This is a genomic window from Paenibacillus sambharensis (assembly GCF_003233845.1).
GTDB classification, from domain to species: Bacteria; Bacillota; Bacilli; order Paenibacillales; family Paenibacillaceae; genus Paenibacillus_I; species Paenibacillus_I sambharensis.
Window position 1 is genome coordinate 16034 of sequence record NZ_QKRB01000062.1, and the last position, 11910, is coordinate 27943.

The following is an 11910-nucleotide window of genomic DNA, read 5'->3' on the forward strand; positions in this document are numbered from 1 at the left end:
GCTTGATGCCGTTAGCGCTGCAGTTGATTGCGTCTGCCAATTATTGCTGCCGCCAGCAGCACTACCGTAATAATTAAATAGATAAACGGCATGCCTTTTTCCGGTGATGAAGCCATACTGCCCATAAAGTCGAATACTTGCAGCTGGTTCATTACACCTACGAACATGATGACCAATAGCACCACTTCAAAGGTTTTATTCGTCCGCGTCCATATACCTAAAGCCAGTGCAAGTGAAGGGATGAACATGGCCCCTACGAACCAGGCGAACAATCCGCCCAGATCGCCTTCAAGCAGCAGCTTCAAACCAAATCCGATTCCCGTAAGCAGCGCAATGATGAAGCCCGCACACCAGGTCGCCGGAATTTGGCGCTCAAGCGGGTGCATGCTGGAAAATACGATATCACGTGTATTGAAGCGAAGCTCCCTGACACCCATGGAGGACCAGATCAGAATCGGCCATACCCAGGTGAGCGGGCCGAGCATGCTCCTGACCATATCCAGCGGCAGCAGCAGATCGCCTGCAATGAACACAATCGCGACCAGATACCACCACCACTTCTGTCCTTTCAGCATAAGCCAGAGCTCATACCGGAGCAAATTGAGGAAGCTGAACTGCAGCGATATCCCGGATAAGGCTTTAGCTGACAAGCCGCCGCTGGATTCCCAGCCCTCGTCCTTGCCGCCCTTCTTCTTCCTTCTGAAGATGCTGAAGAGGTCGAACGATTCCCTGGTCATCACCTTGTCGAAGCCTCTGAATACCAGTGCCGCCAGCAGCACGACTGCCAGCGCGATTACCACCCAGGCCAGACGGCCGGCTACAATCTCCGATGTCCAGTCCACGCCGCCCCAGACGAAGGTTTCCAGCGGACGGTCCAGCTCAATGATGCCGTCAGCCCGTTCCACCGGGCCTGTTACATTCTTCTGCTCACGGAAGGTATCGATCATGCTGTCATAGAATACCTCCAGCCCCATGGGACTGCTGAGGGCCAGATTGCCCAGCTGTACGGTTACTCCATAGTTCAGGAAAACCTGAGACCAGAGGAAGAAGTAGACGATAATGCCGGCGCCGCCGCTGAGGAAACGGGTGGATTCGAACAGCACGGCCAGTGCTGCCACCAGCGCCATGACCGGAAGAGCAACCAGGACGAACGGCAGCAGCAGATCCAACAGCTGAATCGTCGTATCCTCGTTGCGGATCAGCTGCATGGCGATCGATACCAGGAATGCGATAAGCACGATAATAGCCAGCACGATAAAATTGCTCACAAACTTGCCGAACAGATAGCCGAACTTGCTGATCGGCGTTGTGGCGATGATCTGGCCCACCCGCGTCATCCGGTCGCGGTCAATGGCGTTCTTCACCAGCGCGAAGCCAATCAGGCTGAGAATCGTCACCGTTGACATGACGACCGTGGCGCCGATCCAGGCTGAATTGTAAACTCCGCGATGCTCGTTGATCATGACCACGCCGTACTTGGCATCTGTGAACGGCACGAAGAAGTAAGCCGCCAGAATGGTCAGAACAATGGTTACCAGAAACCCGTAGCTGCGTGCCCGTTCATAAAAATCCGCCCGGACGATGTGGTAGAGGGAGCGAAAGCTAGTCATTCCGGCTTCCTCCCCGGCTGTCGGAAATACAGTACAGGTATGCGTCCTCCATTGCCGGTGTAGTCAGCCTCGCATCTGGAGCGGGCTTCATATCCGACACGATTCTGACCTGCAGCCCTTTACTGCTGCGAATGGTGCCGCTGATGATCCACTGCTTGCGCATCGCCTGAACATCCTGGTCCGAGACAATAACCTCCCACACCTTGCCCTCCACCGTCTGAAGCAGGGCGTCCGGGTCCGAGTGATGCATCAGCTTGCCCTTCGATATGATCGCAATGCTGCCGGCTGTCGCTTCCACATCAGAGACGATATGCGTGGAGAAAATGATGATCCGCTCACCTGAGAGATCGGACAGCAGGTTCCGGAAGCGGACACGTTCGATCGGGTCCAGGCCAACCGTCGGTTCATCAACGATCAGGATCTGCGGGTCATTGAGCAGTGCCTGGGCGATGCCGACGCGCTGCCTCATCCCGCCGGAGAAGCCCCCGATTGCCCGTTTGCGGGCATGGGTCAGGTTGACGAGCTGCAGAAGCTCATCAATCCGCTTCTTGGCCGTCCGCTTGCTGATTCCTTTAATTGCCGCGATATATTCCAGGAACTCTACCGCGTTCAGGTTGGGGTAGACACCGAAATCCTGCGGCAAATAACCGAGAACCCTGCGGAGCTCGTTAGGCTTCTTGGAGATATCCTCCCCGTTCCACTGTACCGTCCCGCTCGTGGGGTCCGTAATTGTGGATATAATCCGCATCAGTGTCGATTTGCCCGCCCCGTTCTCCCCCAGCAGTCCAAGTACACCTGGCCTCAGCTGCAGATTGAAGTCCTTCAATGCCCAGAAGTTGCCCTTGTACTGCTTGCTCACCTGATTGATTGCCAGCTCCATCTCTCGATCATTCTCCTCTCCAAAATAAACGGTTCCGCAGAACCGTGAAGCTCCAGAAGCATCTATGCGTGCAAATGGTTCGTATTGCCTGTAGAAATGTGTATGATCAATCAAAGGTGTGGTCGTTTCGTACGGGTATGCTGCGCTTCTAGGGGAAGCCGGCAGCATGGAGTGCGGGACTGATGTGGATGTTGTGTGGTTCATCGTTTATGATGATGACTGCTTGCCCGGACCGCCGGATGATGGTCAACCGGCGGCCCGGCCATTCAGTTCGTGACTTGCGCTTTTTCCTTAAGCAGCCAATTGTTAACAAGCAGCAGAGCTGCCGAGAGAATCAGCAGAAGGATAATTCCACCGAGTGAGTAAGTGGCATACTCCACTGCCAGACTTTCATTCGCCAGGCTGATTCCGAGCGGCAGCCGGAATGGCAGCCATTCGAGCCAGCCACCTAGCATGGAGCCGATGCTGACCGCAAGAACAGCGCACAGGGCTGCGAATGCCGGCAGGGAGCCATAACGCACCGATTTTCCCGCGAGGAAGACAAATCCCAGGCCCAGGCTGAACATAACGGCGTACAGCAGCAGGACAGCATCCATCCGGTAAGCCTGCGCAAGCAGCGGCTTCATGGACTGCGAAATGCCGGAGAGCCCGTCGATAACATGTGCTTCATAGGTGTAGATGCCAAGCGTCGCGGCCGAGCATGCCCCCATGATCAGCACCGTCATCGCGGCTGCGGCAGTCAGCTTCGCGAGCAGGACCGGATATCCGGAGCCAGGTGAATTCATCCAGTAATAGACCGTGTGACTCTTCCATTCAGCCTGGAGCGACTGCAGGAACAGCACAGGCATCAAGAAAGCACTCAGGTAGGTACCAAAGATCGACAGAACGGTTGCAAGACCCGGTTCTACGCCATGCGCAAGCACGAAGCAGCCCAGCTGCAGGAACATCAGCATCGAGAAGGACAGGAGGAAGGCGAATCGGGATTGGCGTATATCCTTGTGTAATAAAGACCGGTAAGCTTTCACAGCAGTGCCTCCCTCATAACATCCAGTACACTCATGCCTTTAGTCTCGCGGAGGTCCTCCACATTCGCCGTTACGAGCATTCTTCCGTCCTGCATGAAGAGCAGATGGTCCAGGTACAGCTCAATCTCCGCCACTTCGTGAGTCGATACAATAATGGACTGCTTCTCAAGCTCCGTATGCTCCGCCATCATGTCCAGCAGATGTTCCCTTGTAACCGGGTCCAGCCCGGACAGCGGCTCATCCATAATCAGCAGCGGCGCTGACCTGCTCAGTGTCAGAATGGCCTGCAGTCTCGCCCTGTTGCCCTTGGACAGGTGCCTGACTTCCTTATCCGCCTCCAGCTTGAAACGGCTCGTCAGCGCTTCCGCCTTCTCAGGCTGAAAGTCAGGATGCAGCTGCGCAGCCAGCTGCAGAGATTGTCGGACACTGAAGAACGGATACAGCCATTCACGTTCCGGCGAGAAGGCAACCTTCTCTCTGGTCTGCCGTCCTACCGGCTCACCGTTCATGCAGATACGTCCCTGCGCCGGACGAATCAGACCGGCTGCCAGATGCAGCAGAGTGGACTTGCCGCTGCCGTTTGCTCCAATTAGTCCGATAATGCCGGCATGCGGCACAGAGAAACTCAAATCGTGGAGCACCTTCTTATAACGGACCTGCTCAAATGTAATTAAGCTCAAGATTTGGTATCCTCCTTCGCCTGCATGCTGCTGCCTATCATGCTCATAATATCGTGCGGGGAGTAGCCGAGCTGCTGCATGCTTTCGAGGAAGAGGGCGATCTGGTTCCGGGCGAGCTCCTGCCGCAGACGCTCCAGCAGCTCGATATCCATGGTCACGAAGGTCCCCTGCCCTCTTCTAGTCTCCACTACTCCCTGCCTTTCCATCTCCATATAAGAGCGTTGAATTGTATTCGGGTTAACGCCGACTTCAACCGCCGCGTCTCGAACCGAGGGCAGCTTGTCGCCTGGCCCGAGCTCCCCTCTGCATATACGCTGGAAGAATATATCCATGATCTGGGTGTATATGGGCTGTGAGTGCTGAAACGAATGCGTCATGGATATCTCCCTTCTCCATCGTATGGTTGACTTAGTGTTCTAGACACATAGTACACTGTGACAAAAGGAAAAGCAAGGGGGATTTCCCTTGCCTTGGTGGAATTTTCTAGACATCTACTGCCCACGCTTCCCTGAGCGTTTCCCGGAACAGCTCGTCCAACTGTTCATCCTGCACAGGCTGCCCTGCGGGAAGCTGCGCTGCCGCCTGCTCAAAATGCTGGATTTTCTCCTCTATAAATTGATGGATATACGGCAGCCGTGGCCCGTCATCGAGCTCTTCTCCTGCCTTCTTGCGCACAAGCAGCGCATCGATTTCATCCCTCAGCCCACTCCGTTCCGGAACCAGCTGCTCCACCAGAACATCGAAGGACATTGGCGGCATATCGTTGAACTGCTCAATCCAGCAGCAGGCCAGCAGCGGCCTGATCACATAAAAGTACTTCTTCGCTCTCACGCGCTCGCCCTGAAGGTAGTCCCGGAAATTCCCTCTCGCCATGTGCAAGTAATGGTACATGCAGGATTTCGGCGAGAACGTGAGCGGGGAGATTGCCCGTATAAGGCCAGCGGTCCGGTAGTTCTCTTCGTAAATAATTGGCGACTGCAGCCATTCGAGCAGCGGCGGATTGGATTTGCGGAACAGATTCAGTGCCTTGCGCAGGTCCCAGCCGTTGATATCCAGCATGCCGCTGACCGGCTTCTCAATGACATCCCGCTTGTCGAAGATGGACAGATACCATTCAACCGGACGGATGTATAAGAAGCGCACATCATAATCGCTGTCCTGCGACGGGAAACCCCATGCCCGGCTGCCTGATTCGCAGGCATACAGAATGCGCACCCGCTCCTCTTCCTCGATTCGCCTGAGCTCTTGTTGGATAATCGTATGAAAGTTTTCCGGCTTTTCTATGTGCGGCATATTGTTCATCCTCCTTCAGCAGGCTCGTCCTGCAGCCGATACCTATATATGTAGATTATTATGCGCTGTGTTTGTTCAGCGGTGCTTCTATCTTCGCTCATTGCAGCCCTGCCGAACATGGTGAAAGTATTACGAAAGCAGCACCCAAGATTATTCCGGTCCGCCGGCGCTGCCGCTCTTATTATCCAGCATTGTCCCCCAAGCCGCCCAGACATAACCCGTTCATCCACAGCCATGCTTTTCATGCTACACTAGAGACAGTAACCTTTTATTTCCGGAAAAGGGCGTGCGAACCTAGAAATGGCGAAAGAAAGCTTCGACAAAGAGATTCAATTCCTGCGCATGCTTGCGCTGACAACCGGGGCCTACAGCCGGCAGCAGTTCGCTGAGCGCCTCGGCATATCTGTACATACCTTCGACAAGACACTGCGGAAGCTGAAGGAAATCGCGTCCTCCGTACATGATTCGGCAGCCGGGACACCGGGCGAAGACCCCGACAGGGAGCTTGGCGGCATGCTCCGCTATAACCACTATGAAACCAGTGATCCCATGCTGATGTTCCTGTTCCGCGCCAAGTCGTTGAAGGAGACCGAGATTGACCGTCTGTCACTGCTGCTCGGCGAGCTGAACGGCAGATCCATGACTGCGGCAGAGCTGCTGGACAGCTGCTGCAGCGGACTCCCAGCCGATGCGGCAATGCCTGATGAGAAGACCATCCGTTCCGATCTGAAATATCTGGAGGAGGTCGGCGTCATCCGCAAGGTGAACAGCGGCCGTCCGGCCCGCTACCAGCTGCATGACGACCTGATCAGGGAGCTGTCCGCCGAAGAGCTGCAGGAGCTCTACGATTATGTGGATTGCATGGCCAATACACAGCTTCCCTCGGTGCAGGGCTACCTGCTCCGCGACAGCTTGAAGAGTGTTCTGAAGCAGCATCAGACCGGACGCGATGCAACTGAGCCCTTTCTCTACAAATATCACTATCACTCGCGAATTCTCGATGAAGCGCATCTGTATCCGCTGTTCGGGGCCATTGCCGAGCGGAGAACGGTAAGCTTCATCTACTTCTCGCCCAAGTCCCGACGCAGTTATGCGTCCCGCAACACGAACCCGCTGTTCGAGCGCAAAGCCAAGGGCTTGTCCGAACGCATCCTCCCTCTGCGTGTCGTCTATGACCATCAATATGGCAGATGGTACCTGCTGGGCCATAACACGAGGCAGGGCATTATGATTTTCCGTATGGAGGGTCTGACCGATCTTGTACTTGGAGAGCCAGTGGAGGAAGAGCGGTTCAGCAAGCATCTCGCCGAGCTGGAGGCTGCGACGGCCAACAGCTGGCTGGTAGATACCGGCAGGCAGGTGCTCGTGAAGGCCAGGTTCTATAATCCGGAGGTACCGCCGAACCAGCCCAACTTCGTCAAGGAGAGAGTGCAGCAGCAGGGACAGTGGGGTGTCATTACGGAGGAGGGGGAGGACTCGTTCCTGTACGAGATCACGGTGAACGGCCCATACGAAATCAAGCCCTGGCTGCGCAGCTTCGGCTCCAGCTGTGAGGTGCTTGAACCAGCCCAGCTCAGGCGTGAGTTTATTGCGGAATGGAAGGAGATTCAGCGCGGTTATGAGCCTGTTTGAGAAAATTTTTAACTATGGCATTCTGTCACGCCTTCAGGAGAACGGTATTGTTCCGGTTACCACCCACGAGCGGAGCTGGCTGAAGACGATGCTGCAGCATCCTACGGCAGCCGATGCCTTCACGCCAGACACCCTGAAGAAGCTCCGGCTGCTGCTCAGCGGTTCTGATGCCCCTCAGCTGTCCGGCATGCTTCAAGAGAAGGCGGGCAGCATGGAGAAGCAGGTCTATCATCCGTTCATTCGCCAGCTGCGGAGCCTTATTCGCAGTGGTCAGGGCATCCGCATCAGCTATCGGATTAAGGACGGCTCCCTTCATGAGGAGCAGCGCGGTTATCCGTACAAGCTGGAGTATTCCATGGTGAAGCGGGAGTGGTACCTGCTGTGGTACCGATTTCGTCCCCGCTCCTTCATGGCGACGAAGCTGGATAACATCATTTCCGTTTCCGGTATTCCCCTTGAGGCAGAACAGGCAGAAACCTACGCTGCGACGGTTCGCAAGCTGCTGGACTCACGCAGGCGGCAGGCCGTCATTGAGGTAGTGCCCGAGTTCAACAACGAGCTGTCACGGATTCTCTATGCCTTCTCCTGCTTTGACAAGTCTGTTGCGTATGAAGAATCCAGCGATACCTACCAGATTCGCATAAGCTACCTTGCCGATGAGAGCGAATACGTGCTGCTCAAAATCCGCTTCCTCGGGAAGCGGGTACGGGTCGTGCAGAATACTCACCTGCAGACCCGCATGCGCGAGACAGCCGCCAAGGCACTCGCCCGCTATGGCATCACCGGGCCGGATGCAGACGCGGACACAGAGCAGAGTGTGTAATGATATGACAAAAAAGGGGCTGTCCATAAGTCATAACGACTGGACTGCCCCCTCTTATCCACTAGATGGACGGCATCCCGGGCGGGATACCGTTATTCCAGACGGTCCCGCGAACGGGCCGCTGCCTGCTCCAGCTTCACGGCCATAATGTCATGAAGCGCTTCGAGCTTCATCTTGATACCATTTTGCGGAATATTGACTGGTGCCTGCACCATACCGCTGTTGACCTTCATCAGCCACTTCTTGAAGCCGCTCTGTCTCTGCAGATAAGCGTCCTCGTCATGCAGCTTGATACCAAGGAATCTCTGGCCCATCATCTCGTAGAGCGCGATCTCCCGAATGTCCTCCCACTTGATCCTGCCGCCGGCTGTGTAGGACGAATTGTCCTCAATCCACTCATCATTAATGATAAGCGAAGGCTTCCTGTTGAAGAGGCGGTATACAAAATAAAGCAGGCAGGCACCGAAGAAGGCCAGTGTCACGATGCCCACCAGCGTCATGCCCAGTGATCCGTCTTCCTCCGACAGTCCAACCATCATCAGCAGCAAACCCATTGCTACAAATACCAGTGAGCCAAGCAACAGCATCAGCAGCTTTCGCGTCGAAGGGTATTCAACAATCTCTTTCTCCTGTTGGTTCATCATCCGTGCAGTCACTCCTTATGCATATAGATTCTCATTATGTAAAAACTACATGAAATACATTAGATGACCCCGCTGCTGCTGTAAATTAAAATTCTGCTAAAAAAAATCCCTGCTCCGCAACCGCTTGCCGGCTGCCTGGAGCAGGGACCTCTACATGATCGAACCATTAGTCTTTCATCTGCTGATTAATATTGCGTGTTGCCAGACTGGCTGGTCTTGCCGGATGCGAAGCCCTTGAACAATGTCTTCACCTTCGAATAGCGGGTGTTCGTGATTTTACCGGTCGAGTCTTTGCCATCTGTGCGAAGGATCGCATCTTTTACATTCGAGATGTTGCAGTTATCGACGGTCATAACAACCTTGTATGTGGAGCCGCCGAGCTGGCGCACCAGCTTGCCGATATCATCCGCGCGGAAATTCTTAATATTGATGGTGCCGGCTGCGTTGATTTGGAACACCTTATCGTAAGCCTTGTAGGCCGCGCCGCCTGTAATATTTACCGTACCGGACTTCTTCAGCGTAAGAGCGTCCTCGCCTACATCCGACCAGGTTACATTCTCAATATTGCAGCTGCCATAACAGTGAACGCCATCCGCTGCAGGAGTGCCAATGATCACATTCTTCAGTGTTGCTCCAGCCTCAAGACGGAAAACAGGCTTCTGCCCTTCGGCTTGGCTGCCGTCTCCAAGTGTCTTGGGGTTAGCGGTAAAGGTTTGACCCTTGCCGTCATAAACTTGACCTTTGGGAACCACAATCGTGGAATTGACAACCGTGGCAGCATGAGCAGGCGTCACCGGAGCCAACGTTACAACCAGAGCAGCAAACAATACAAGGGATACAAAACGTCGCATTATACACACACCTTTGCCAGGATTAATAGTTGAGTGCGGGGCATCTTCGGCCGCTAATCCCTGCCTCTTCTGAATATGGGGCCGTATGCATCCAGCTCCAATATCTACTGACCATCCTAGCATATTCATTCCATAAATGGAATAACCCATTAATTAATCGAATAACATACATGTTATCCTCTTATCGGCACTCTGTCTGTCTGCACAAAAAGCCCCAAACCACAAAGCGTGGTTCGAGGCTGCTGTATTAGTAATCTTGTATCAAAATGTCTGGCTGCTAAAGGCTTAATACTGCGTGTTGCCGGATTGGCTGGTATTGCCCGAAGCAAAGCCCTTGAACAGTGTCGGCACCCTGGAATAGCGTGTATTCGTAATCCGGCCAGTGGACTGGCTGCTGTCCGTACGCAGGATTGAATCCTTCACGTTCGAAATATTCGAGCTGTCCACCGTCATGACGACCTTATAGGATGTGCCGCCATTCTGGCGTACAAGCTTGCCGATATCATCGGCTCTAAAGTTGCGGATGTTAATCGTGCCCGCGGCATTCATCTGGAACACCTTATCGTATGCCTTGTAGGCGGCACCGCCTGTAATGTTCACTGTGCCAGACTTCTTAAGTGTCAGCGCATCCTCACCCACATCCGCCCAAGTCACATTCGTTACATTACAGCTGCCATAGCAGTGAACGCCATCGGCACCAGGCGCACCGATCGTCAGATTCTGCAGGGTAGCGCCCGCTTCCAGACGGAAAATCGGCTTCTGGCCTTCTGCCTGACTGCCGTCACCAAGTGTGCTTGGATTGGCAACAAAGGTTTGGCCTCTCCCATCATAGACCGTACCTGCGGGCACTACAATGGTGCTGTTAACGACAGTTGCAGCATGAGCCTGTTGGACTGGAGCAACCGATACGAACATCGCGGCGAATAATGCCAGAGATACGAAGCGTTTCACTCAATACACATCCTTTTCCGTTATGATGGCTGGATAGCTGAAGCATGCGGCCGCTCCTTCAACTTCCCGGATACCGGGTGCACCCCTTCTTGTATCCGCTTCCAATGTAACAAATTTGTCACATAAACGGAATAATCACTTCATCATATCTTCATCAGGCGGCTGGGAAAGCCTCGCTGACAAGCCGTTTTACCGCCATATAAACGTTCAATACACGAGGCTGGAGATTAACATTCTGGTTCATAAAAATAATCACTCCATTATGTTTGTCAGGGTCAAAGAGGACCAAGGTGAACACACCCGGATCGGATCCGCCATGCCCTACAATGCGGCCATTGTTTAAGCTCTTGAGCATCAACCCGTCCAGGACGGAGTAGCTCCACCCCATCGCCTGTTTGCCATTATGTGCGGCAGGCTCCAGCATTCTCCCCAGCGTATCCCTCTGCAGCAGAATTGTCCCGCTATCCCCTTCCTTCGGCATCATGCTGATCATGAACTTGGCATAATCCTCAGGCGTAGTCTTCAGGGCGCCGTCCGGGTACGTTGCGAAGGAATACGCGGGGAGCGGCTTGCCGTCTTCATAGGGCACAGCCAGCCTGCCAGTATCCATCCGGGAGTGGAACCAGTAAGTGTCCTCCATCCCAAGCGGCTCAAAAATCTGCTTCTGCGTATACTGGTCAAAGCTCATGCCCGCAAGCTGTTCAATCAGATAGCCAAGCAGACCGTAGCCGACATTACTGTAAGCAAATGCAGTCCCCGGCTCATCCGGCGTAAAATTCTGCTCCGCATCATACCACCTGCCGTCCTGCCGGAAATATTCACGCACCAGCTGCTCGAGCGTAACCGGAGAATCGCCACCGCCCTCATGAATAGTGTACAGGCTCTTGTAAACCTCCTGGTTATCCTTAATCCCTGAGGTGTGACTCAGCAGCATGCGGAAGGTAATCGGCGTCTCCGGATATACCGGATGCAGAATGGGCTCAGGCAGGTAGTCATTAATGGCATCATCCAGCTTCATGACTCCCTGCTCCTCCAGCTTCATAACAGCTGCCGCCGTAACAGTCTTGGACACCGATGCAATCTGGAAAATCGTATCCTCATCTACCTTGACGCCCGCCTCCTTATCCGCATATCCATAGTGCAGTTTTCTCTCAATGTGGTTATCCTTGATGATAACGGCAGCCATTCCCGGAATGCGCGCCCTGTCCAGCTTCGCCGCCATGTAATCCTCCAGATTGTTCGGACTCGACCAGTCCACAAAATAGATCAGGGCTCCCGCCAATACTGCGATTAGCGAACCCGTCACAATACCCAGCCATCTCCACACACGCCCCTTGCGTTTCCCCTTCACAATTGTCACTCCCTATCGCCTCTGCGGCCAGCGTTCTGCTGCATATTGTATCACTTGAGCAGAATGTGTCTTCTTACCAGAGGCCAGCCCGGCTCCCGACTAAAGTCCAGCAAAGCGGTAAGGATGCGGAACTGAGCCTATTTGAGATGCAAAAAAAACCGTTCCCCCGC

General features: G+C 54.1%; 12 protein-coding genes. 2 read left to right on the forward strand and 10 right to left on the reverse strand.

Going from position 1 to position 11910, the window contains the following annotated elements:
• Positions 1-11 precede the first annotated feature (11 nt).
• The 6 genes from DNH61_RS25440 to DNH61_RS25465 form a co-directional block, all read right to left on the reverse strand.
• A complete protein-coding gene (locus DNH61_RS25440) occupies positions 12-1610 on the reverse strand; it encodes an ABC transporter permease (protein ID WP_111149773.1) in 1599 nt (532 codons plus the stop codon).
• Entirely contained in the window at positions 1603-2490 is an 888-nt protein-coding gene (locus DNH61_RS25445) for an ABC transporter ATP-binding protein (RefSeq protein ID WP_111149774.1), read from the reverse strand. The genes DNH61_RS25440 and DNH61_RS25445 overlap by 8 nt, the downstream gene beginning before the upstream one ends.
• Positions 2491-2756: 266 nt before the next feature.
• Positions 2757-3515, reverse strand: coding sequence for a hypothetical protein (locus DNH61_RS25450; RefSeq protein WP_111149775.1), 759 nt, complete (start codon positions 3513-3515; stop codon positions 2757-2759).
• Positions 3512-4195, reverse strand: coding sequence for an ABC transporter ATP-binding protein (locus DNH61_RS25455; RefSeq protein WP_111149776.1), 684 nt, complete (start codon positions 4193-4195; stop codon positions 3512-3514). Before DNH61_RS25455 ends, DNH61_RS25450 begins: the two co-directional genes overlap by 4 nt.
• Positions 4192-4572: a GntR family transcriptional regulator gene (locus DNH61_RS25460; protein WP_111149777.1), complete on the reverse strand. Its 381-nt coding sequence runs from the start codon at positions 4570-4572 to the stop codon at positions 4192-4194. Before DNH61_RS25460 ends, DNH61_RS25455 begins: the two co-directional genes overlap by 4 nt.
• Positions 4573-4678: 106 nt before the next feature.
• On the reverse strand, positions 4679-5488 hold the full coding sequence (locus DNH61_RS25465) for a nucleotidyltransferase domain-containing protein (RefSeq protein ID WP_425452322.1): 810 nt from the start codon (positions 5486-5488) through the stop codon (positions 4679-4681).
• A 300-nt stretch (positions 5489-5788) separates the two neighbouring features.
• On the opposite strand from DNH61_RS25465, the gene DNH61_RS25475 reads away from it, so the two are divergent.
• Positions 5789-7120: a helix-turn-helix transcriptional regulator gene (locus DNH61_RS25475; RefSeq protein ID WP_111149780.1), complete on the forward strand. Its 1332-nt coding sequence runs from the start codon at positions 5789-5791 to the stop codon at positions 7118-7120.
• Positions 7107-7943 carry a WYL domain-containing protein gene (locus DNH61_RS25480; RefSeq protein WP_111149781.1) on the forward strand — a complete coding sequence of 279 codons (837 nt, stop codon included), beginning with the start codon at positions 7107-7109 and terminating at the stop codon, positions 7941-7943. The genes DNH61_RS25475 and DNH61_RS25480 overlap by 14 nt, the downstream gene beginning before the upstream one ends.
• Before the next feature lie 92 nt (positions 7944-8035).
• On the opposite strand, the gene DNH61_RS25485 is transcribed toward DNH61_RS25480, so the two are convergent.
• The 4 genes from DNH61_RS25485 to DNH61_RS25500 all read right to left on the reverse strand — a co-directional run bounded on the left by DNH61_RS25485 (position 8036) and on the right by DNH61_RS25500 (position 11740).
• Complete coding sequence (locus tag DNH61_RS25485) at positions 8036-8587, reverse strand: STM3941 family protein (protein WP_111149782.1); 552 nt, start codon at positions 8585-8587, stop codon at positions 8036-8038.
• A gap of 185 nt (positions 8588-8772) precedes the next feature.
• Positions 8773-9438: a pectate lyase gene (locus DNH61_RS25490; RefSeq protein WP_111149783.1), complete on the reverse strand. Its 666-nt coding sequence runs from the start codon at positions 9436-9438 to the stop codon at positions 8773-8775.
• Between the two features lie 285 nt (positions 9439-9723).
• Entirely contained in the window at positions 9724-10353 is a 630-nt protein-coding gene (locus tag DNH61_RS25495; RefSeq protein ID WP_111149812.1) for a pectate lyase, read from the reverse strand.
• 190 nt (positions 10354-10543) lie between these two features.
• Positions 10544-11740, reverse strand: a complete 1197-nt coding sequence (locus DNH61_RS25500; RefSeq protein WP_111149784.1) for a serine hydrolase domain-containing protein — start codon at positions 11738-11740, stop codon at positions 10544-10546.
• Positions 11741-11910: the final 170 nt, after the last annotated feature.

Bases quoted from the DNA above. Each gene is read 5' to 3' on its own strand.
- DNH61_RS25440 (WP_111149773.1), bottom strand. From the start codon at position 1,610: ATGACTAGCTTTCGCTCCCTCTACCACATCGTCCGGGCGGATTTTTAT.
- DNH61_RS25445 (WP_111149774.1), bottom strand. From the start codon at position 2,490: ATGGAGCTGGCAATCAATCAGGTGAGCAAGCAGTACAAGGGCAACTTC.
- DNH61_RS25460 (WP_111149777.1), bottom strand. From the start codon at position 4,572: ATGACGCATTCGTTTCAGCACTCACAGCCCATATACACCCAGATCATG.
- DNH61_RS25465 (WP_425452322.1), bottom strand. From the start codon at position 5,488: ATGCCGCACATAGAAAAGCCGGAAAACTTTCATACGATTATCCAACAA.
- DNH61_RS25475 (WP_111149780.1), top strand. From the start codon at position 5,789: ATGGCGAAAGAAAGCTTCGACAAAGAGATTCAATTCCTGCGCATGCTT.
- DNH61_RS25480 (WP_111149781.1), top strand. From the start codon at position 7,107: ATGAGCCTGTTTGAGAAAATTTTTAACTATGGCATTCTGTCACGCCTT.
- DNH61_RS25485 (WP_111149782.1), bottom strand. From the start codon at position 8,587: ATGATGAACCAACAGGAGAAAGAGATTGTTGAATACCCTTCGACGCGA.
- DNH61_RS25490 (WP_111149783.1), bottom strand. From the start codon at position 9,438: ATGCGACGTTTTGTATCCCTTGTATTGTTTGCTGCTCTGGTTGTAACG.
- DNH61_RS25495 (WP_111149812.1), bottom strand. From the start codon at position 10,353: ATGTTCGTATCGGTTGCTCCAGTCCAACAGGCTCATGCTGCAACTGTC.